The sequence below is a fragment of the Acetobacterium sp. genome, assembly GCF_039830195.1.
Taxonomy (GTDB): domain Bacteria; phylum Bacillota; class Clostridia; order Eubacteriales; family Eubacteriaceae; genus Acetobacterium.
Window position 1 is genome coordinate 1 of record NZ_JBDODG010000025.1, and the last position, 21,537, is coordinate 21,537.

The 21,537-nt window shown below is 39.9% G+C and carries 19 protein-coding genes; 18 read left to right on the forward strand and 1 reads right to left on the reverse strand.

The window, feature by feature from the left end; translation table 11 throughout:
- The 16 genes from ABGU93_RS07925 to ABGU93_RS08000 form a co-directional block, all read left to right on the forward strand.
- Nucleotides 1-158: formate--tetrahydrofolate ligase (locus ABGU93_RS07925; RefSeq protein WP_347412485.1), on the forward strand; the 158-nt coding region annotated here is incomplete at its 5' end.
- 93 nt (nucleotides 159-251) lie between these two features.
- Nucleotides 252-911: a cyclodeaminase/cyclohydrolase family protein gene (locus ABGU93_RS07930; protein ID WP_347412933.1), complete on the forward strand. Its 660-nt coding sequence runs from the start codon at nucleotides 252-254 to the stop codon at nucleotides 909-911.
- A gap of 57 nt (nucleotides 912-968) precedes the next feature.
- Entirely contained in the window at nucleotides 969-1,871 is a 903-nt protein-coding gene (locus ABGU93_RS07935) for a tetrahydrofolate dehydrogenase/cyclohydrolase catalytic domain-containing protein (RefSeq protein ID WP_347412934.1), read from the forward strand.
- 28 nt (nucleotides 1,872-1,899) lie between these two features.
- On the forward strand, nucleotides 1,900-3,864 hold the full coding sequence (rsxC, locus tag ABGU93_RS07940) for an electron transport complex subunit RsxC (RefSeq protein WP_347412935.1): 1,965 nt from the start codon (nucleotides 1,900-1,902) through the stop codon (nucleotides 3,862-3,864).
- 1 nt (nucleotide 3,865) lies between these two features.
- The gene (locus ABGU93_RS07945; RefSeq protein ID WP_347412936.1) at nucleotides 3,866-4,486 is read left to right on the forward strand and encodes a methylenetetrahydrofolate reductase C-terminal domain-containing protein; all 621 of its coding nucleotides are present in this window, start codon (nucleotides 3,866-3,868) and stop codon (nucleotides 4,484-4,486) included.
- Between the two features lie 21 nt (nucleotides 4,487-4,507).
- Nucleotides 4,508-5,410, forward strand: a complete 903-nt coding sequence (locus ABGU93_RS07950; RefSeq protein ID WP_347412937.1) for a methylenetetrahydrofolate reductase — start codon at nucleotides 4,508-4,510, stop codon at nucleotides 5,408-5,410.
- Nucleotides 5,411-5,664: 254 nt separating this feature from the next.
- On the forward strand, nucleotides 5,665-6,519 hold the full coding sequence (locus tag ABGU93_RS07955; RefSeq protein ID WP_347412974.1) for an amidohydrolase family protein: 855 nt from the start codon (nucleotides 5,665-5,667) through the stop codon (nucleotides 6,517-6,519).
- A gap of 144 nt (nucleotides 6,520-6,663) precedes the next feature.
- Entirely contained in the window at nucleotides 6,664-7,329 is a 666-nt protein-coding gene (locus ABGU93_RS07960) for a cobalamin B12-binding domain-containing protein (protein WP_347412938.1), read from the forward strand.
- Nucleotides 7,313-8,476: an FtsX-like permease family protein gene (locus tag ABGU93_RS07965; protein ID WP_347412939.1), complete on the forward strand. Its 1,164-nt coding sequence runs from the start codon at nucleotides 7,313-7,315 to the stop codon at nucleotides 8,474-8,476. The genes ABGU93_RS07960 and ABGU93_RS07965 overlap by 17 nt, the downstream gene beginning before the upstream one ends.
- Nucleotides 8,469-9,158, forward strand: a complete 690-nt coding sequence (locus tag ABGU93_RS07970; RefSeq protein WP_347412940.1) for an ABC transporter ATP-binding protein — start codon at nucleotides 8,469-8,471, stop codon at nucleotides 9,156-9,158. Before ABGU93_RS07965 ends, ABGU93_RS07970 begins: the two co-directional genes overlap by 8 nt.
- A gap of 150 nt (nucleotides 9,159-9,308) precedes the next feature.
- Nucleotides 9,309-9,941, forward strand: a complete 633-nt coding sequence (locus tag ABGU93_RS07975) for a M15 family metallopeptidase (protein ID WP_347412941.1) — start codon at nucleotides 9,309-9,311, stop codon at nucleotides 9,939-9,941.
- 162 nt (nucleotides 9,942-10,103) lie between these two features.
- Nucleotides 10,104-12,845 carry a UPF0182 family protein gene (locus ABGU93_RS07980; RefSeq protein ID WP_347412942.1) on the forward strand — a complete coding sequence of 914 codons (2,742 nt, stop codon included), beginning with the start codon at nucleotides 10,104-10,106 and terminating at the stop codon, nucleotides 12,843-12,845.
- A 36-nt stretch (nucleotides 12,846-12,881) separates the two neighbouring features.
- On the forward strand, nucleotides 12,882-14,153 hold the full coding sequence (gene serS, locus ABGU93_RS07985; protein WP_347412943.1) for a serine--tRNA ligase: 1,272 nt from the start codon (nucleotides 12,882-12,884) through the stop codon (nucleotides 14,151-14,153).
- Between the two features lie 113 nt (nucleotides 14,154-14,266).
- The gene (gene greA, locus ABGU93_RS07990) at nucleotides 14,267-14,743 is read left to right on the forward strand and encodes a transcription elongation factor GreA (RefSeq protein ID WP_347412944.1); all 477 of its coding nucleotides are present in this window, start codon (nucleotides 14,267-14,269) and stop codon (nucleotides 14,741-14,743) included.
- 11 nt (nucleotides 14,744-14,754) lie between these two features.
- Nucleotides 14,755-16,221: a lysine--tRNA ligase gene (lysS, locus tag ABGU93_RS07995; protein WP_347412945.1), complete on the forward strand. Its 1,467-nt coding sequence runs from the start codon at nucleotides 14,755-14,757 to the stop codon at nucleotides 16,219-16,221.
- Between the two features lie 184 nt (nucleotides 16,222-16,405).
- Nucleotides 16,406-17,179, forward strand: coding sequence for an HNH endonuclease (locus ABGU93_RS08000; RefSeq protein ID WP_347412946.1), 774 nt, complete (start codon nucleotides 16,406-16,408; stop codon nucleotides 17,177-17,179).
- A gap of 239 nt (nucleotides 17,180-17,418) precedes the next feature.
- Here ABGU93_RS08000 and ABGU93_RS08005 read toward each other — a convergent pair whose 3' ends face one another.
- Entirely contained in the window at nucleotides 17,419-18,435 is a 1,017-nt protein-coding gene (locus ABGU93_RS08005; protein ID WP_347412947.1) for a hypothetical protein, read from the reverse strand.
- Between the two features lie 177 nt (nucleotides 18,436-18,612).
- Between ABGU93_RS08005 and ABGU93_RS08010 the strand changes: the two genes are divergently transcribed.
- Entirely contained in the window at nucleotides 18,613-19,278 is a 666-nt protein-coding gene (locus tag ABGU93_RS08010) for a hypothetical protein (RefSeq protein WP_347412948.1), read from the forward strand.
- A 99-nt stretch (nucleotides 19,279-19,377) separates the two neighbouring features.
- Nucleotides 19,378-21,510 carry a 3'-5' exonuclease gene (locus ABGU93_RS08015; protein WP_347412949.1) on the forward strand — a complete coding sequence of 711 codons (2,133 nt, stop codon included), beginning with the start codon at nucleotides 19,378-19,380 and terminating at the stop codon, nucleotides 21,508-21,510.
- Nucleotides 21,511-21,537 lie beyond the last annotated feature (27 nt).

Here is a 21,537-nt window from a genome sequence, read left to right on the forward strand (position 1 = left end):
GTTTCAGAATTACCGTTCGTTCATGTAATATTTCAGCCGGTGCCGGATTTATTGTTGCCCTGACCGGAGATATCATGAAAATGCCTGGTCTGCCAAAAGTACCAGCAGCCGAAAAAATCGATGTTGATGAAAATGGTGTTATTTCTGGTTTATTCTAGAAATATGTTGCTGATTAAAAGGGTTCTTCGGAACCCTTTCAATAAATAAGTTTGTTAAAAAAAATACGATAAAAATTGAAGTGGAGTTTGTGAATGGAATTTGATGCAGTAGGAACTGATTTTAGTTCTATCTCAGAAAAAAAATGTACTGAATTTGTTGAAGCCCTGTACAGCAAAGCAGCTGTCCCAGGTGGTGGCGGTGCAGCCGCATTAGTTGGTGCAATCGGAACAGCTTTAGCTGGAATGGTTTGCAACTTGACCACCGGCAAGAAAAAATATGCGGAGTATGAAGAAGATATTCAGCGTATTTTAAAAGAAGCACAGGTTCTTCAAGATCGTTTGCTAGCAATGATTGATGAAGACGCAAAAAACTTTATGCCTTTAGCAAAAGCCTATGGTCTTCCCAAAGAAACAGAAGAAGAAAAAGCTTACAAAGAAAAAACCTTAGAAGAATGCACCAAGGTTGCGTGCAGTATTCCGCTTGAAATCGTTGAAGTATGTTACAAAGCTGTTTTATTACAGGAAGAACTGGTCGGCAAAGGTTCTGCTTTAGCCATCAGTGATGTTGCTTGCGGTGTTCAATGTTTAAGAGCCGCGATGATCAGTGGTTGGGTGAATGTTTTAATTAATATTAAAACAATTAAAGACGCCGATTATGTAGCAGATGTTAACAATCGAGTTAAACCGATGTTGGATAAAGGTGTTGAAATTTGTGACCGCGTTTATGCAGATGTTGAAAAACAACTTTCATAAAAGAACTATTTAAAAAGATCGATTAAAAAATTTTGAACAAAGAGGAGTATTATAATTATGGCAGCAAAATTATTAAGTGGAAAAGAAGTTAGCGAGTCAATGTTGGCTGAAGTGCTAGCAGATGCTAATGCATTAAAAGAAAAAGGCATAGTCGTAAAAATGGCAATCATGCGAGTTGGTGAAGATCCAGGGTCTATTTCTTACGAAAAAAGTATCATCACCAGAATGGGAAAATCAAACATTGAAGTTGAATCTGTTCAGTTCCCAATCGATGTAACCGAAGCTGATTTCATTGCAAAACTTCAGGCAATTAATGAAGACAAAAATATTCATTCTGTTTTAATCTTCCAACCACTTCCAGATCAAATCGATGCAGAAAAAATCAAATATCTGTTAAGCCCAGAAAAAGATCCAGATGCTCTTAACCCTACAAACTTAGGAAAACTGATGATCGCCGATGAAAGAGGATTCTTCCCATGTACAGCTGAAGGCGTTATGGAAATGTTTAAATTCTATAATATCGATGTTAAGGGTAAAGATGTTGTTGTTATTAATAACTCTAACGTTTTAGGAAAACCACTTACAATTATGCTGACAAACGAATTTGCGACCGTAACTATGTGTCACGTACATACAAAAGATACTGCTTCTTACACTAAAAAAGCGGATATCGTTGTAACCGCATGTGGTATCTACGGCTTAGTAAGAGCTGACATGTTAAGCGAAGACTGTATTTTAATTGACGTTGCGATGTCTCAGATGAAAGACGAAAACAAAGAATTTGTATTAAACGAAGAAGGCAAAAAAATTCGTGCTGGGGATGCTCACGTAGACTGTTTAGACAAGGTAGCAATGATTACTTCAGCTACACCAGGATGCGGCGGCGGAACAGGCCCAATTACAACAGCTTTATTGGCTAAACATGTTATTCGAGCATGTAAAATGCAAAATAACTTATAAAATCTGAAAAAACAAAGGAGGTATACAATTGGAGGATTACACAAAGTTTAAACTGAAAAGAAAGGAAGAGCTTGATGCGGTTCTGGCAGACAAGGATGATTTGTTTGTTATAGCTTGTAATAAATGTTTTAAGGAACTCGACAGTTTTGACGAACCAGAATGCGGTTTGTTTGAAGAGATTGCCAAAGAACAGGGCAAAAATATCGTTGGCTCGGCACGAATTGATTTTCTGTGCAATGAACCATTAACATCAAAGAGCTTCCAAGGTCTTATTCCCCAAGAAACCAAAAATGTGTTTGTTATTTCATGTGGTCTGGGTATTCAGACGATTGCAGGAATGGCGGAAATGCCAGTATATGCTGCAAGCGACTCCGTTGTTGTTGATGGCTATCATGGCATGGCATTGACAACCACCTTATGCGAAGCATGTGGCCAGTGTTACCTGAACATGACCGGAGGAATCTGCCCAGTCGTAGATTGTTCAAAGAGCTTACTGAATGGTCAATGTGGCGGTGCTAAAAATGGCAAATGTGAAGTTGACAAAGAGATGGATTGCGGATGGCAGCTCATCTATGAAAGACTCGAAAAACAAGGACGTTTGCAAGAACTGTTAAGCAAACCCGTGGAACTTCGGGATTATTCCAAAGTAAATCACAAATTTGTCAGCGAATATGTAAAATCTGTCCGTGAAGAACGATATGAAGGATACTATGGTGGAATTCACCCAACCGAATTTAAAGAGTTGAGTGAACATATCGCAGTGGTTCCTTTCCCAGATCCAGTGAACGTGGTTATTCCTATGTCACAGCATGCTGGTGCACCAGCTGAACCAATTGTAACAGTTGGACAGCAGGTAAAAATGGGTCAGAAAATTGCTCAGGCAGCAGGCGTTGTCAGTAGTGCGATTCATGCCAGCGTCAGCGGTACGGTTGTTGCTGTTGAACCACGATTGCATCCAATCAGCGGGCTGGATAGCTTAGCGATCGTGATTCAGTCAGACGGTAAGAACACCCTTGACGAGTCAGTCAAACCAGCTGGTGATATTGATACACTTTCTGCTGATGAAATTATCGAAATCGTTCGTGAAAAAGGCGTTGTCGGTATGGGTGGGGCTGGATTCCCAACTGCCGTTAAACTTAAATCACCTAAACCAATTGAACTGGTTTTACTCAACGGTTGTGAATGCGAACCAATTCTGACCGCGGATCACCAGGTTCTGCTGGCGTATGCCGATGAAGTAATTTATGGTCTAAAAGCGATGATGAAAGCATCAGGCGCACCAAAAGGCGTGATTGCCATTGAAGACAACAAGTTGGATGCAGTTGAATTACTGCAGGCAAAAACTGCTGATATCGAAAACATCGAAATCGTCGTTGCGAAAACCAAATACCCACAAGGGGCTGAAAAAATGCTCATCAAACGGGTTATGGGTAAACAAGTGCCAAGTGGCGGCCTGCCAATGGATGTTGGCGCAATTGTATGTAACGTGAGCACAGCTAAAGCCGTTTCCGATGCAATTCAATTGGGCATGCCTCTGGTTGAACGTGTTGTGACTGTCAGCGGTAACCGCATGAACAAACCCGGCAACTATTTGGTCAAAATCGGTACCTCGGTCAAAGATATCGTCAACCATTGCGGCGATGTCAAAGGCGATGATGTAACGGTTAAAATCGGTGGCCCAATGATGGGATTCGCCCAGGCGAACCTAAATGTTCCAATGCTGAAATGTTCCAATGGTATTATTGCTGTTGAAACCACTGTTAAAGAAGCCGTAGAATGTATCAAGTGTGGCCGTTGTGCAGATGTCTGCCCAATGGAACTGCGTCCGCTGTATTTCACCAAATATGCGCTGTCAGAAGACTGGGAAGGCATGAAAACACAGAATACAATGGATTGTATTGAATGTGGATGCTGTGAATATATCTGTTCATCAAAAATTCCAATTGTTGAACGAATTAAAATCGGAAAAACTGCCATAAGGGAGGGTAAATAATATGCTGATTACCCAACTAAAATCAAAAGAAACAATCGAAGCACTGGCTCAAGGAAAAACGGTGATCATTAACTGTCACGGCTGCAAAGAAGTTTATTTCGCTGAACACGAAGCAGATGAACTGCAAAAAGACCTTAACGGCGTGACTCAGATTATCACAACGGATTACATCTGTAATCCAGATAATTTAAAATTGCAATTGCAAAAACATACCGATGTCATTAATGCGGCAGATACCATTCTGGTATTTTCCTGTGGCGTTGGGGTTCAGACGGTTGCTGCTCAATTTGAGGGCAAAAGAGTCTATTCCTGCTGCGATACCTATCCATTACCAGGATTCCAGGGTGTTACACCACTGAATGTTGATTGTGGACAGTGTGGCGAATGCTATCTGAACGGTACCGGCGGAATTTGTCCAATTACTGCATGTTCAAAAAGTTTGCTCAACGGCCAATGTGGCGGTGCCAAAGAAGGCAAGTGCGAAGTTGATAAGGAAATGGAATGCGGATGGGAACGGATTTACCGAAAATTGGAAAAACTGAATAAACTGGATAATATGAAATATGATGCACCAAAAGTGCGGAATTATCACAATCCAAACGCAGAAGAACCAACAATTTAAGAAGATTAGGAGTAATTATAAATGAGAATAACTGAGCTGTTTCAACGTGGCGAGTTTGTATTAACTGCAGAAGTGGGACCTCCAAAAGGAGTTGAGCTTGACCACTTAATTAAAGATGCCCATGAATATTTAAAAACCCGGGTTCATGCATTGAATGTAACGGATAACCAATCCTCAGTCATGCGTACTGGTTCACTGGCAACATGTAAGGTATTAAAAGATGAGGGACTGCTCCCAATTTTTCAAATTACCTGCCGTGACCGAAATCGTATTGCTTTACAGTCTGATGTATTAAGTGCCGCATTACTGGGCATTGAAAATTTATTACTGTTAACAGGGGATTACACCACATTGGGAGATCATCCTCAAGCAAAACCTGTTTTCGATTTGGATTCCGTTTCGTTAATTCATGCGGTAAAACGATTAGAAGAAGGCTTTGACATTGCCGGTAATGCAGTTGATGGAGCACCACCTAAGTTTGCTAAAGGCGCTGTTGTATCGCCATGTAGCGACTCTGTTGATGTCCAATTGGCAAAAATGGAAGCAAAAGTGAAAGCTGGATGCGAATATTTCCAAACCCAGGGTGTTTATGAGCCAGAAAAATTCATCAAATTCATGGAACAAGCTAAACAGTTTGGTGTTCCAGTTCAACTGGGTCTGATCATCCCTAAAAATGTCGGCATGTGCCGATACATGAATGCCAATGTAGCTGGTGTTCATGTTCCAGATGATATGATTAAAGAATTGCAAGCTGATAAAGAAAAAACAAAAGCTGGCGATACTGGCGTGGAAATCTGTGCTCGTCTGATCAAAGAATGTAAAGATTACGCACAAGGCGTTCACATCATGTCATTAGGTTGGGAAAACAGAATTCCCGAAATTCTTGATATGGCTGGAATTGCTCCAATAACTCCAGTAGTATAATAATCAGTAACAAAACTGAATGTCGGCCGAGCCGGAAATTCTAAAATGCTCCTCTTAAGGTGGACCGTTTATATCATTAAACTGTCTACCTTAAAAAGGAGGAGTTTTTTATTTTGGGGAATAAAATCCACCAAAATTCTGAATATTGCAGGTTTATAGGTTGGTGATAAGGTGAAAATAACAGTAATTGGAACAAGCCCGAACAGATCTAAAGCAACGGATGAGATTCATGACGTTTGCGTAAACAAAAAAACATGTTGATCGATTGTCATGTTCATTGTGGTTTGGGTCAATTCAGAGGATTAAGACCGTCTGAAATTGATGATTTAGCGATGGAAACGATGAAAGACCTCATTCAAATCTATCAAAATAAAGGGGTACAGGCAATCCGTGATGGTGGGGATGGTTCAGGAATGGGAATAATCCTTAGAGATGTTTCAAAAGATTCTGATCTTATTGTTAAGACACCCATTCGCGCTTTTTTTAAAAAAGGCCATTACGGTGATTTTTTAGGGGACTCAGTAGATAATCTTAATGATGGCATAAAGAAGATGAATCAACTCATTAAACAAAAGCCAGATTTCATAAAAATTATTTTAACCGGAATCATGAGTTTTACCACATTGGGTGCCTCAGGACCGGTGGGGTTTTCTAAAAGTGAATGTTCGGAGATGATTGATCATGCTCATCAAAAGGGTTTATCGGTCATGGTTCATGCCAACACTCCAGAGGGTATTATGATAGCTTTGACATCCGGCGCGGATACCATTGAGCACGGCTATGGGATAAATGATGACTGCCTGCATGCGATGCGTGAGAGTGGCGTTGTTTGGGTGCCGACCCTGGCACCATTTGCCAATATAGCCAGATGTGATGATACGAGTCCAATGAAAAAATATCAAAAAGTATCGGAAGCTTATTTTAGACAACATCAGTTGATGGTAAAAAAAGCAGATGCAATGGGTGTGAACATTGCATTGGGAAGTGACTCAGGAGCGACGTTAGTTCCCTTGGGACAAGGCACTTTAGATGAGCTTGGTTATTTACTCGATTGTGGATTGACAGAAGAAAAATTGGAAAGCATTGGAAAAAGGGTTATCGACCTCTAATAGTCTTAGCATATAAGAATCCCTGCAAATTTTATTTGCAGGGATTCTTTCTTTTGAATTGCTGCAAATTAACCGGGTGACATGTTTGTTCTTCAAACTCAGGGGTATAAATTATTAATAATCTATAAATTGGATGGTGTGCAAATGTTATATGAAAAATTTGTGGAGTGTCTGGAAAACGATGATAAACCCAATGCCGTGCGAATTGCACTGGATGCCCTGGAAACGGGAAAGGTTGGCATTGTGGAGTTATACAACGAGTTGTTAATGCCCGCCCAAAACAAAATGGAACTGGAAGAAAGACGAGAATCAGTGGCAATCTGGAAAGAACATTTTAGAACATCGGTGGTTCGTACTGTTATCGAATACTGCTATCCCCGGGTTATCAATGAAGGACTGCGTAACAGCTTTAGAGCGGGGCGGAAAAAAATTATGATTTTCTGTCCCGCCGAGGAATACCACGACATTGGTGCCCGGATGATTGCTGATTTCTTTACCTTATGCGGTCATCAGGTCTATTTCTTAGGTAGTAATACACCGCCGGAAGCGCTTTTGCAGGCAATGGTCCGATTGCGACCCGAGGTCATAGCGATGGGAGTCAGTAATTATTTCAATCTGGTTGCCGCCAGGCGAACCATTGAAGATGTCCGTAAAATTCTCGGCAACGAAATCAGCATCATTTTAGGTGGCGCAGCATTTAAAGATAATTTATCGGTGGTAAAAGAAATCGGCGGTGATTATTATGTGGATAGCTATGACGCGGTGGTAAGAATTTCAGAAGGGTGGGAAAATCATGAAACTGGCATTTGATATAGCCTTGCGGTTTTTAAAATCCAGTAAGGGTCAAACCATTCTGATTGTTTTGGGGATTGCGATCGGGGTGTCGGTTCAGATATTCATCGGGTCACTGATCACTGGTCTTCAAAAAAGCCTGGTCGATAAAACGGTGGGTAGTGCGCCGCAGATTACCGTTGCGCCCCAGGAAGATGGTGATTTTATTTTAGACCCCCAGGCTGAAATAAAAACGATCAAAGCCGCCAATCCAGAAGAAATAACAAACCTTGTGGCGGTTACTCAGGGGCCGGCCATCTTAAAAACACCCGATCAGTCGACTACCATTATTATCAGAGGTTTTGATTGGGACACTGCTCAGGGAATCTATAAAATAACAGATCGGGTGGTTAAAGGCGAGCTGGGGATAAATGAAAATGAAGTTATTATCGGAAAGGACCTTTCAAAAAACCTGAACGTAGCAATCGGCGATACGATTGAAATGATCACCCCGACTGGAAAAATAGGAGAGTTTCTGGTAACTGGTTTTTTTGATTTGCAGGTAAAGTCTTTAAATGAATCTTGGATTCTAACAAATAATGGTACAGCCCAGACATTTTTGGAAACCGGTGAAGGCGTATCGCAGATCGAAATGCAGGTACAGGATGTCTTTGCTGCGGATGAAGTGGCCATGGATGTGGAAAAACGCTTAGATGACGATTCCTTAGTTGTGACAAACTGGAAGGAAGAAAATGCCGCCTTATTATCCGGGCTATCAGGGCAAACCGCTTCAAGCCTGATGATTCAGGTTTTTGTTCTGGTTTCAGTGGTATTGGGCATCGCCAGTGTCCTGGCCATCAGTGTCGTCCAGAAGTCCAGACAGATCGGGATATTAAAAGCGATGGGAATGCATAACCCCAAAGCCAGTCTGGTTTTTTTGTTTCAGGGATTTTTGCTCGGCATCCTCGGGGCTTTTGTCGGTATCGGGCTGGGAATCGGACTGAGTTGGTCATTTGCCACCTTTGTCACCAATCCGGATGGGTCTTCATTGGTGCCCTTCTATATTGACTGGGTTTTTATCGGCATTTCAGCGGGAATTGCGATTATCGCTTCAACCCTGGCGGCCTTAATTCCAGCCATTCGCGTGTCCAGACTGGACCCCATGGAGGTAATTAAAAATGGATAATTTTGTGGTTGAAGTCAAAGGGGTATCAAAGGTCTATGGCAAGACGATTAAAACGGTCGCGCTTCATGAACTGAATCTGGGCTTTAAAACCGGCTCTTTTAACGCCATAATTGGCGAGTCTGGTAGCGGTAAAAGTACCCTCCTCAATATTATCGGAACCCTGGATCGGCCAACTAAAGGGGAAGTAATTATCAACGGCGTATCTACCAGAAACATGTCAAAAGGACGTTTGGCTGACTTGCGTAATGAAACATTGGGTTTTGTTTTCCAGTTTCATTACCTGTTACCAGAGTTTACGGCCCTGGAAAATGTGCTGATGCCACATCGGATCGCCCAAGGCAAGGCTGATAAGCAAAGTCGGCAGAGGGCCAGGGAAATCCTGAATCTGGTGGGACTGGAAAAGGTGGAAAATAATTTGGCAACAAACATGTCGGGGGGACAACAGCAACGAACCGCTATTGCCAGGGCACTGATGAATCAACCCAAAATTATTCTGGCCGACGAACCCACCGGTAATCTGGATTCTCAGACCACCGACAGCATTTATCAACTCTTCCGGAAGATCAACCAGGAACTGGGAACCACCTTTATCATCATTACCCATGACCGACGGGTTGCTGAAAAAGCAGACCGCATTGTCGAAATTCTGGATGGTCGAATTTCACTGGATATTGTCAAATGAACAAGGTTTCAGCATCAAATAAGCTACTATAATAATATAGTAAATTATTTGATGCTTTCATTGATTTTGATAATTATTACTGGTAATCATGCCAATCATCGTATAAAATAGGAAAAAAGACATTTTCAAGCGTAAACTAGGGGAAAATCAATGAAAAAAATTATGATCGTACGTCCCAGTGATTTTGTGGATATTACTCTGGCAATCCCGGGAATCATGACAGATGTAAAATACTATACGGGAGATAATTTTGTGGGCGAAAGAATCGACGGCTATGAAGCCCCCATCATTTTATTAACTGAAAAAGCGGCAATCGCCCTGGGGCGAGTTCAAAAACAACTTCTGGAAGAAGGATTTGGATTAAAGGTTTTTGACGGGTATCGACCAAAGCGCGCAGTGGACCATTTTGTTCGCTGGGGAAAGCTGGACGAAGATGAGAAAACCAAAAGCGTCTATTATCCGGAGAAGACGCGCCAGGAAATTTTCGATGGCGGTTTTATCGCCCCGGAATCTTCCCATACCCGGGGCAGCACGGTGGACCTGACGGTGGTAAACATCGAAACAGGGACCGAAATCGATATGGGTGGAATGTTTGATTTCTTTTCGGAGGTCTCTTACAGCGATTATGACCATCTTACCCTGGAACAAAGTAAAAATCGGGTCCAGCTCCGCTATCTGATGCGTTCAGAGGGGTTTGAACCAATGCAGCAGGAGTGGTGGCACTTTACGCTTTCAGACGAGCCGTATCCCGAAACCTATTTTGACTTTCCGATTCAAGGCTAATCGCACTTAACGTTTTGGCGGCCAGTAAATGAAAAAAGATGAATTTTTGAATGAGCCTCTTTTAATCGGAAATATTGCATTTTATTAATGAATTGTCAAAAAAATGTGATATAATGATAAAATTAGAGAAAAATACTATAACATCAGGAAAGAAGTGGAAAAATGAGAAAAAGAAACAAAACACTCTTAATTGGATTAGGTGTGTTGTTAGTAATTTTCACGATTCTATTATCACTGAACCAATTTTATATCGATTATCTTTGGTTTGTGGAAATGGGATATACTGAAATTTTCTTTAAAGAACTGGTTACAAAAACACAAATAGGTATTCCGATCTTTATTGGGTTGATGCTTATTTTGTTTTTTTATTTAAAGTTGCTTAATCGTATTTCAGCAAGTTACATCGGGAGTGTCCAAAAGGCAACGAAAAAGCAGAATATCCTCGCAATTGGTGTGAGTGGTGTTGTCGCTTTTTTTCTGACCATTTTAATCTCAGATCGGCTTTGGTACCAAATCCTGGAATTCATCAATCAGACTCAATTCAATTTGACAGATCCCATCTTCAATCAGGATCTGGCCCTTTATTTTTTTGGATTGCCATTATATCAGGAAGTCTTTTCTATTTTTATCGGTTTCTTTGCAGTTATCGTCGTTTTGACTTTTTTATACACGGCCTATATCCTCTATCAGGGCAAGAAAATCGAATTCAGCCGGGAACAAGATCTGGAATCCATTAAAGATAATGCCAAGGGGATATTCAAATCCTATCTTGAGATTGCATCCAGGCAGATCGGCATTTTTTTAGGAGTGCTTTTTTTAATCCTGTCAATTGGCAGCTTTTTAGAAGCTTTTCAGTTGCTGTACTCCAGTTCCGGGATTGTCTATGGCGCCGGTGCGGCAGATATTGATGTCGGACTGAAGGTCATCATTATTAAAGGCGTTTTATGTCTGGTTCTGGCTGTTACATCCATATTTTCCGGCTATAAGAAAAAATATCTGTTCATGGGGGCCGGTCCGGTCTTGTTTATTGTGGTGGTAATTTTAGGCGGAGCAGCCCAGGGAATCTATGAATCGCTGATTGTTATCCCCAACCAATTTACCAAAGAAGAACAGTATATTGCCAATAACATTGAGTATACGCAACAGGCTTATGATTTAGCCAACGTTGAAACAAGAGAGTTTTCAGGAACTCAGGAAATAACCGCAAAAGAAATTAAAGAAAATCAAATTACAATCGATAATATACCAATTAACGATCAAATACCAACCCAGGAAATGTATAATTCTTTACAAGGGATCAGGAACTACTATCAATTTTATGATGTTGATGTGGATCGCTATTTTGTCAATGGTGTCTATACCCAGGTGTTCCTGGGCGCCCGGGAAATGAACAATACCTTGTTACCCACTGAAGCGAAGACCTGGGTCAATCAGCACTTGAAGTATACCCATGGCTTTGGAACAGCGGTGTCCCCGGTCAATAAAACAAACAATGTCGGACAGCCGGATCTGATCGTCAAAGATGTTCCGCCGGTTACAGATGTGAGCGAACTGGTCATTGACGAACCGCGGATTTACTTCGGCGAAAATGACTACGGCTACGTTGTCACCAACTGTACGACAGCAGAGTTTGATTATCCTCAGGGCAATGATAACCAGGAGGTAACCTACACGGGGACAGCGGGGATCCAAATGTCCTTTATCAATAAACTGGCATTCGCGCTCTATCATGGCTCATCGGAACTGCTTTTGGCAAATGAAATCACGGCTGACAGTAAGATGCTGATTCATCGCAATATTTCAGAACGCGTCTCAACCATCGCTCCATTTTTAAGCTATGATAGTGATCCCTACATGGTGATCTCAGAAGGCCGTCTGTATTGGATTGTTGATGCCTTTACCACCAGTGATCGCTATCCTTACTCACAGCCAGTTGATGAGGCTGGCAATAATTATGTGCGTAACTCGGTGAAGGTGGTTGTTGACGCCTATAATGGTGATGTGACCTTCTACAAGGTGGATAATGAACCGGTTCTGGAAACCTACAGTAAAATATTCCCCGGATTTTTGAAAGATCTTTCAGAAATGCCGGAAGGAATCAAACAACATCTGCGGTATTCAAAAACCATGTTTGACATTCAATCGGATATTTATAAAACCTATCATATGTCAAATGCCAGGGTCTTCTATAATAAGGAAGATCAATGGGAGACGGCAACCCAGTTTTATGAATCTGAAAAAACCGAGGTACCGGTGGAATCGGCTTATACCATTATGAAACTACCGGATCGAGAGGCTGAATTTATGTTGACGATGCCTTTTACACCAAAAGATAAGGATAATATGATTGCCTGGCTGGCAGGGGTATCGGATGGCCCAGGTTATGGTCAGCTGATCTTGTATGAGTTTCCCAAACAGCAGTTGGTTTATGGTCCGATGCAGATCGAACAGCGAATCGATCAGGATACGATTATCTCACCGCAATTGACGCTTTTAGGACAACAGGGATCACGGGTTCTGCGGGGTAATTTGATGTCGATACCGATCGAAAATGCGATTATCTATGTGGAACCAATTTACATTCAAGCGCCTGGTGGCGAAAACAATCTGCCGGAATTAAAAAAAGTGGTGGTGTGTTACCAGAATGAAATTGTCATGGCAGACTCCCTGGAGTTGGCGCTGGCACAGGTTTTTGACATTCAGGAATTGCTGAGTAATAACCCACCGACCCAAAGCACCGGAAGCACATCAACCACCGCAGAATTAGTGGTGAAAGCGAATGCCCTATTTAAAGAAGCACAAGACGCACAAAAAGCCGGTAACTGGGCAGGGTATGGACAAAAAATCAGTGAGTTAGAACAGGTTCTGGCTCAGCTTACGCAACTAACTGGGGTAACTCAGTAGGATAAGATCATAAGTTTTTAAAAGCAGGAGGAAAAAATGCTCGATATAAAGCGCATAAGAGAAAATAAAGAAGAAGTTCAGGCAGGTTTGGACAAACGCGGTCAATACGATTTAAGCGTTGTTACCGCATTAGATGAAAAACGTCGGGAAACATTGGGTCAGGTTGAAGAAATGAAAAGCCGGCAAAATGTGGTGTCCAAACAAATTCCGGTTTTAAAGAAAGAAAATAAAGATTGTACCGAGATTTTTGCTGAAATGAAGGAACTGTCAAACAAGATTAAAGATCTGGATGCAGAAGTCAAAACAATCGATGATGAGATCAAAATTCAGTTGCTGAATTTTCCGAATATTCCCAACCCGCAAGTCAAGGTTGGAAAAGATGACACTGATAATCTGGAAATCAGAAAATGGGGTGAACCCCGAAAATTTGATTTCGAGATCAAAGCTCATTGGGATATTGGGGTGGATCTGGACATTCTCGATTTTGAACGCGCGGTCAAAATCACCGGGGCCCGATTTAGCATGTTCAAAGGCGATGGAGCCCGATTGCAACGGGCACTGATTAACTTTATGCTTTACACCCATTGCGAAGAACATCATTATACCGAAATCTCGCCACCATTTATGGTGAATCGGGAAAGCATGACCGGCACCGGACAATTGCCAAAATTTGAAGAAGATGCCTTTCATCTACCAAGTAAGGACTTTTTTCTGGTGCCGACCGCCGAGGTACCGGTAACCAATATCTATCGCGATGAAATATTGGGCGAGGAGGAATTGCCCAAATACTTCACCGCCTATACCCCCTGCTTCAGGCAGGAAGCCGGATCAGCTGGTCGTGATACCCGGGGATTAATCCGTAACCACCAGTTTGACAAGGTCGAAATGGTTAAATTTGTTCATCCGGATCGGTCCTACGAAGAACTGGAATCTTTAACGAACAATGCGGAAGATATTTTACAATTACTGGGGATCCCTTACCGGGTGGTTGAATTATGCACTGGAGATCTGGGCTTTAGTTCTGCCAAAACCTACGACATTGAAGTATGGATGCCAAGTTACAACCGCTATGTCGAAATCAGCTCCTGTTCAAATTTTGAAGACTACCAGGCCAGACGGGCAAATATTCGCTTTAGAGATGGCGAAACCAAGAAAACCCGCTTTTTGCATACCCTTAATGGTTCGGGACTGGCTGTGGGCAGGACCTTTGCCGCAATTTTAGAAAATTACCAGCAAGCCGACGGATCAGTTATCGTTCCGGAAAAACTGGTACATTACATGTGGGGAAAAACTGTTATCGGCAAGTAAAACATTTAAACAATGTCAATCGAAACCACAAGTCATAAAACTAAAAATAGAAAGAAAAAATGGCACTCGAGAATGAGAATGAGAATCGTGTCAGATGGAGGAATAAAATGAACATGAATGGAAAAGAATTAGTTATAACCGAGGACGGTTTTAATAACATAAAAAAAGAACTGGAATATTTAAAAACAGTCAAGCGCCACGAGGTCGCAGATCGGATTAAAACAGCTCGGGAGTTCGGCGATTTAAGTGAAAATGCTGAATATGATGAAGCGAAAAATGAACAAGGGTTTGTTGAAGGCCGAATTTCGGAGTTGGAACACAAGCTTAAAATAGCAGTTGTTATTGTAGAAAAAGATATTCATACCGACGATGTGGGCGTTGGCAGTATCGTTAAAATTAAAAATCCAATATTGGACTTAGTCGCAGAATACAAAATTGTGGGATCAGCAGAATCTGATCCTAAAAACAACCGTATTTCAAATGAGTCTCCGATTGGGTCGGCTCTGCTGGGTGCAAAGGTAGGCGATACCGTGAAGGTGCAAATACCAGACGGCGAAGCGGCATATCAAATTTTAGAAATACGTAGATAGGGGAGTAGACATTGACAACAGAAAATCTTAGCGAACTTCTAGAAATAAGAAGAGATAAATTAAAGACTTTACAAGATGCAGGGAAGAATCCCTTTGAACAAACCAGTTTCAACGTAAGTGCCCATGCAAAAAAAGTGGAAGATACTTATGATGACTATGAAGAAAAAGAAGTGACCATGGCAGGCCGGATTATGTCCAAACGGGGCCAGGGAAAAGTATCCTTTTATGATCTCCAGGACTCCACCGGAAGAATTCAATTATTTCTGAAAAAAGATGCCCTGCCAGATATGTATGACGAAATTAAAACCTATGACATCGGCGACATCGTTGGGGTTAAAGGGGAAATTTTCAAAACAAAAATGGGCCAGATCTCGGTAAGAGTATCAGAACTGACGCTGCTGAGCAAATCATTACAGATTCTGCCTGAAAAATATCATGGCCTAAAAGATATGGAACTTCGTTACCGACAGCGATATGTTGATCTGATTGTAAATCCCGAAGTGAAGGATGTTTTTCAGAAGCGATCACTGATTATGCGAAAAATACGGGAGTTTTATGATGCCCGAGATTTTATCGAAGTAGAAACACCGGTTCTTTCCAATCTGGCCGGTGGCGCCAATGCCAGACCTTTCATGACCCATCATAATGCTCTGGATATCACTCTGTACTGCCGAATCGCCCTGGAACTGCCGCTCAAGCGATTAATTGTTGGCGGATTCGATAAGGTTTATGAAATGAGCCGGGTTTTTAGAAATGAAGGAATGGACGCCACCCACAACCCTGAATTCACATTACTGGAGTCCTATGAGGCATATGCAAACTATGACGATCTGATGAAAATGATTGAAGAACTCTATAGTTTTCTGGCTAAAGAAGTAAATAAATCGGAAACTGTTATTTATGGTGATCAAGAAATCAGTCTGGCTGCTCCATTCAAACGGGCACGAATGGTTGATTTAGTCAAAGAACATACCAATGTGGATTTTGATGTCATGACAGATGTTGAAGTCGCCCGGGCGGCAGCTAAAGAATTACACGTGGATGTGGATGGAAAAAACAGTGTTGGTGAAATTATGGCCGAAGTCTTTGACGAATTTGTTGAAGATAAACTTATCCAACCAACCTTTGTGACGATGCACCCAGTCGAAATTTCTCCACTGGCCAAGAAAGACCCTAAAGATCCGCGATACACGGAACGGTTTGAATTATATATAAACGGCGCCGAATGTGCCAATGCATTTTCCGAATTGAATGATCCCATTGATCAGAAAGAGCGGTTTATGTCTCAGGTACAGAAGAAAACTGACGGTGATGATGAAGCGCATCCTTTTGATGCTGACTTTATCAATGCCCTGGAAGTGGGTCTGCCGCCGACTGGTGGTTTAGGTATCGGAATTGATCGATTGGTTATGCTGTTTACTAATCAGCATAGCATTAGAGATGTTATTCTTTTCCCGACAATGAAGCCTATCGACTGATAGAATCCCATAAATAGGGCTTTGCGAGGTGTTAAAACCTACGCCATACGCCAATCGTACGCCAATTGATGCAAAATTAAAACTAATTTGATGCATATGGAAGAGGCAATATGATATTTGAACCTCATCAGATAGTAAAAGCCATCTGGTGGGGTTTATTTTTGAGGTAAAAAGGAAGTAAAAAATGAAAAAAGAAACGCAATATCCTATTATTTCATACTCTTGGAAAATATTGAATTTAAATGTTGCTATAAAAGAAATGGATAAATCATCATTTTTGCATCATGGAACGGCCATACCAAAAGATATTAGAGATTTTTTTATTAAAGGGGATATTGAAAAAGGGACTCGAATTGATACATGTTTATTTTATAAAGGAAAAGAATATGATGCTCATATTGAGTCGGATTTGATGGAAAATCCCAGAACACGGTTGTTTTGGTCTAACGAATTTGCAGATTTGGTAATAGAAAAGTTACCAGAGTGGTATGAATGCTTTTTGCATAATCGGAAATCGACAAATAAAGTACCTATTATGAGATTTGAAAAGAATGCATTGTCGAATGGTTTTGAAGTTGAGATTATTGAGCCTTCAATAATTGAGAAGGACTTCATTGATGGAATTGATGACGATACTTCTTTATTATCTGAAGGAACGATAAAACATATTACAAGTAAAAAGTATGAAAGAGAGCCTTTAAACAGAAGGAAAGCTATTGAAATACATGGTAAAGTTTGTGGGATATGTGGATTTGATTTTGAAGAAGTTTATGGTGAAAGAGGTCGGGGGTTTATAGAAATTCATCATATCCGGCCATTATATTCTCTAGATAGAGAGATGATTATAAATCCTGCTGAAGACTTAATACCTGTTTGTTCAAATTGTCACAGAATGATTCATAGAAGAAAAGAAAATATCTTGAGTATTGATGAGATGAAAAAGTTATTGAAAAAATGAGCGCTGAAATGAGAATCAATTGGGAGAAGGAAATCTATGTAAGTGTGGAAATAAAACTCGTCGTGGTAGACATGTTCTCAAATGGAGTGGTTAATGGATAAAAGGCAATATGGGCTGTAAAAAGCTAATATTGCCTTTTATATTGGATAATACAATTTTTTGAAGAGATTATATAGGTCAATACGAACTTCATTAAATAGAATTCTCTATTTGATGAAGTTTTTGTTTTTAAATTATTCTCAAAATATTTGTTCAACCAAAGGGGGCATTATTGCCAAAGGGGATTGGCTTGTAAGGTAGATGGGATTAATACCCAGATTAATTATTTTCTTTAAGTTTGAATCAAATAATTTTTTTTGTGCACCCTTATATTTATTTCGAGCAGAATGAATACTGCTCTGATTTATTTGGTCAAGAATATGGATTAATTGTCTTTTGCTGTACGATGATTCACCGCTGTTTTTAATTATTTCTACATTGGCTTTTCGTTTTCGGTGAGGGTTGATGCCGTAGATTTCTATAATATATTTTTTAAGATAATTATCTTCCAGTACGGAATTTGTAAAATCTTCTATGGAACCTCTAGACACTCCCAGCTGACGTGACAAATCATCGATTCTGCCTTTAAAAAGCTGAGCTTCTACATGATACATATTTTCAATATTCATGATTTGTGCATCTGTCAGGTGGTTCTTTTTATCAAGCTGCTCAGTTTTTTTTCTGTAAAAATGAAAACGGAATGTAGGCCTTCTGCTTTGGTCTGTTTTTTCGTAGGAACAGAATTCGATGCCTGATTCGTAAGCATGGAATTCTAATTTGCGTTTACCGTTGATGTAATTGCATTTGGTTATAATGTTGTTAATCTCATTATGATTTTCTGTAAAATAGTCTCTGGAATATTCAACTTTTTCAAAAAACCAAGGGCTGCCTCTGTGGTAGTTACTTATGAAACCTTCTAAGGTGCTTTCAAGCAAGCTGAGGAAGTTATCGTAAACAAAGTTTTCGATATTGTAGGAAAAAAAATCGTCACCTTTATGAAACACGTTAAAATTGATTACAATCTTCATGCGATAATCATCTTGAAATCGCGTATGGTTTTCCAAACGGATTTCTCGCAATCCGAGAGTATAGAGATTTGTAGCATTGTAATAAGAAAAACCATTTTTGACAGTCCGTGAGAAAGCAGTGTCATGTGTTTCTATCATGGAATGATATTCTTTTTTTGAGATGGATTTTCTTATGATATTACAATGCATGATATCACCGCCTGTATTTCGATAATGTAAATTAGTTCATATATGAACTACGGTTATATTACCATGACGGAAATTGAGTGTCAATTAAATATTTTCATAAAAGTAAAAAACTTCATAAATGAATTGAAAAAAAGAAGGGTCTGTAGTATACTATTATTAGTTAAGGAGGCAAATTTGATGAAATATGATATGAAATTATTAGGAGAAATCGTGAAGGAGGTTCGTATTGCAGCTGGACTCAGTGGAGCGCAGCTTCGGGAGCTGGCAGGAAACCTTGATTCCGCTAGTTTTTCCAGAATAGAGAATCCTATCGGAGATTTTAATCCGAGAGCAGATAAATTTGTTGCAGTATTAAGCGCAGTAGCAAACTTATCACCAGTTACCGAACATAAAATTGATTTTAGCGTCTATTTTACAAGACCCTATGGAAAAGAAACAGTGTGCTTCTTCTTATCTTTCCGTAGTATAGAAGACAACTATACAAATTATATGAATGAAAAATCATCGAATCATTTTTCGACAATAGAAAAGAATTATATGAATTTGGAACAGCCGGTTAGAAATATGTTGGAGAATCATTTTAGCTGTGAGAATGCTGTTAAGGAATTAAATGAATTGATTGAGAAGTACAAATTAACAGTAACCAAAGAATTTAAAGGAAGAGAGGAATATAAGGAAATTCAAGAAAACTTTCAAATACGTTGTAAAATGAGTATAGGATTTCCACAAGCTGATATGGCTCAGGAATATGAGATTGATAAAGCATATCAGACCATGCTTCAAGATGTTAAGGCAGATAATATATTTAGATTCGTACAGGAACTTATAAAATATCGTCTATAGAATTGTCTGTCCTATTAGTGATATCTTGACAATTAAAACGAGCTAGAAAGCCTCTGTTTATCAGGCTTTCTAGCCATTACAAAAGCGAGGTGTTATAATATGGCTTCTAATAGCCCTACTCCCCAACAACAGAGCATTATTCAGGCAACAGAAGGGTATGTAAGAGTACCGGCTGTTCCCGGTAGTGGAAAGACTTATTGTTTAACCCATAGAGTTGCTCATCTAATTCAGGATTTGTATATTGCTCCTGATGTTATCATAGCATTAACATTTACACGAAAAGCAGCATCGGGAATGAAGCGTAAACTCAGGGGATTAATTGGTGATGTTGCGACCTGCTTCATGGGAACTTTTCATCATTATTGTTCTAACATATTGAAGGAAGAAATACATCATCTAGGATATCCGAAACTGTTTAAATCTCTTAGAAGAAGTGACCAGAATAAATTCGTACGAGAGATTCTAAAAGAAATGAATTTATCCGCTAGAGACTATAGGGAAAGGGATGTCCTTGAAAAAATAAGGGAATTCAAAGTAAATGGCAGTTATGTTGAGTTGTTTGAACAAGAACCAAAGACACAGATACTAGAACAAAGCATTCAAAAAGCAGATAGTGCCCATCACATAATGGACGGTATTATTTATAGATATCTATTAAAAGAATTTCAGGTTCATGCATTAGATTATGATGACCTTTTATATTTTACAGTGCATATTTTTAAAAAATACGCTGATGTATTGGATAAGTGGCAGGATAAATGCGAATATGTACTCATAGACGAATATCAGGATGTAAGTAAGGTACAAGCTGAATTAGCAGATATGATTAGTCAGAAATATAAAAACCTTTTTATTATTGGTGATGATGACCAGCTGATTTATTCGTGGAGAGGTTCTAAACCGGAATATCTAATAGAGTTTGATAAAAAATATCCGAATACACAGACTTTCACATTGAATTGTAATTTCAGGAGTACGCCAGAGATTATTAAAGCAGCAGATGCACTGATACAACATAATACAGAGAGGCTTCCTAAGCAGATGAAAACCTCAAATTCAACAGGAAGTCTGCCGGTCTACAACTGTACAAAGACAGCGGTAGATGAAGCAATATGGATAGCAGATAAAATTCATGAATCAGTTGAAGCTGGATGTGAATATAAAGAGATTGCAATTCTGATTAGAAACTCAAGTCAGGCAAGCCATATAGAGCAGCAATTAAGACTACATGCTATTCCATATAAGGCCTATGCAGGAGCGAAATTCTTTGAATCAGAAGAGATACGAACAGTATTGAGTTATTTAAGTATGATATTATTTTTGGATGATTTGTCATTTGAACAGACCGTGAATATGCCCAAAAGAGGATTTGGAAAATCTTCCATGGAGAAAGTAAAACAGTACGCAGCTGATAATCAATTGACATTATTTATAGCATTAATGACACTGGTACAAGCTGGTGAAATAAAAAATAAACAGATATTTGAGTATTATAGACACATATACATAATGAATAAATCACATCAAAGATATTCTTGTCTGGAGCTTGCAAATATAATTTTGGATTGGGGCTATAGAGAAACTCTGGATGGTGACCCGGACCAAGAAAAAAAGGATAATATAACAGCATTATTACAAATGATTAATGAATTAGAAAAAGAGGAAGATGGTCCGATACCCCTTCATGATTTATTGCAATTTTTCGCATTGTTTTCCCCTGAAGATGATGAAAATGATGATGACAAGGTGAAAATCATGACTATCCATACGGCTAAGGGATTAGAGTTTGACCATGTGTTTATACCTGGGATGGTAGAAGGAATCTTACCAAGCGGAAGAGCGGTTACGAAGCAGGCAATAGAAGAAGAACGCAGAGTATGCTATGTGGCCGTAACAAGGGCAGTGAAACAATTATTTCTTAGCAGCTATCAATATCAGTATGAAAAGCAGAGTTCGCCCTCTATGTCATCAAGGTTTATCAATGAGATGGGCGAGAACAACCTTATGATGCTCCAAAAGCCTGTAGAAAGCTTAGCTGTAAATTCCCCCCAAAAGCCGTCATCATATTGTACACCGCAATTTGTTATAGCCCAAAGAGTTAGCGTTGGACTGTGGGGAGAAGGAACCATTATGGAGGTAGATGAGCAGAAACAGAAATATAAAATACTGTTTGATGCGATGCCTAATTTGGCTAAGAACATTGCTTTTACAGCAGACATAAAAATATTGTAACGATTAAGAAGGTTGAAATACACCTTC

Excerpts from the sequence above, each read along its gene's own strand:
- ABGU93_RS07945 (WP_347412936.1), top strand. The coding sequence starts at position 3,866 with ATGCTGATTACCCAACTAAAATCAAAAGAAACAATCGAAGCACTGGCT.
- ABGU93_RS07955 (WP_347412974.1), top strand. The coding sequence starts at position 5,665 with ATGTTGATCGATTGTCATGTTCATTGTGGTTTGGGTCAATTCAGAGGA.
- ABGU93_RS07980 (WP_347412942.1), top strand. The coding sequence starts at position 10,104 with ATGAGAAAAAGAAACAAAACACTCTTAATTGGATTAGGTGTGTTGTTA.
- ABGU93_RS07960 (WP_347412938.1), top strand. The coding sequence starts at position 6,664 with ATGTTATATGAAAAATTTGTGGAGTGTCTGGAAAACGATGATAAACCC.
- ABGU93_RS07970 (WP_347412940.1), top strand. The coding sequence starts at position 8,469 with ATGGATAATTTTGTGGTTGAAGTCAAAGGGGTATCAAAGGTCTATGGC.
- ABGU93_RS08010 (WP_347412948.1), top strand. The coding sequence starts at position 18,613 with ATGAAATATGATATGAAATTATTAGGAGAAATCGTGAAGGAGGTTCGT.
- ABGU93_RS08000 (WP_347412946.1), top strand. The coding sequence starts at position 16,406 with ATGAAAAAAGAAACGCAATATCCTATTATTTCATACTCTTGGAAAATA.
- ABGU93_RS07975 (WP_347412941.1), top strand. The coding sequence starts at position 9,309 with ATGAAAAAAATTATGATCGTACGTCCCAGTGATTTTGTGGATATTACT.
- greA (WP_347412944.1), top strand. The coding sequence starts at position 14,267 with ATGAATGGAAAAGAATTAGTTATAACCGAGGACGGTTTTAATAACATA.
- ABGU93_RS08015 (WP_347412949.1), top strand. The coding sequence starts at position 19,378 with ATGGCTTCTAATAGCCCTACTCCCCAACAACAGAGCATTATTCAGGCA.
- ABGU93_RS07935 (WP_347412934.1), top strand. The coding sequence starts at position 969 with ATGGCAGCAAAATTATTAAGTGGAAAAGAAGTTAGCGAGTCAATGTTG.
- serS (WP_347412943.1), top strand. The coding sequence starts at position 12,882 with ATGCTCGATATAAAGCGCATAAGAGAAAATAAAGAAGAAGTTCAGGCA.
- ABGU93_RS07950 (WP_347412937.1), top strand. The coding sequence starts at position 4,508 with ATGAGAATAACTGAGCTGTTTCAACGTGGCGAGTTTGTATTAACTGCA.
- ABGU93_RS07965 (WP_347412939.1), top strand. The coding sequence starts at position 7,313 with ATGAAACTGGCATTTGATATAGCCTTGCGGTTTTTAAAATCCAGTAAG.
- ABGU93_RS08005 (WP_347412947.1), bottom strand. The coding sequence starts at position 18,435 with ATGCATTGTAATATCATAAGAAAATCCATCTCAAAAAAAGAATATCAT.
- ABGU93_RS07930 (WP_347412933.1), top strand. The coding sequence starts at position 252 with ATGGAATTTGATGCAGTAGGAACTGATTTTAGTTCTATCTCAGAAAAA.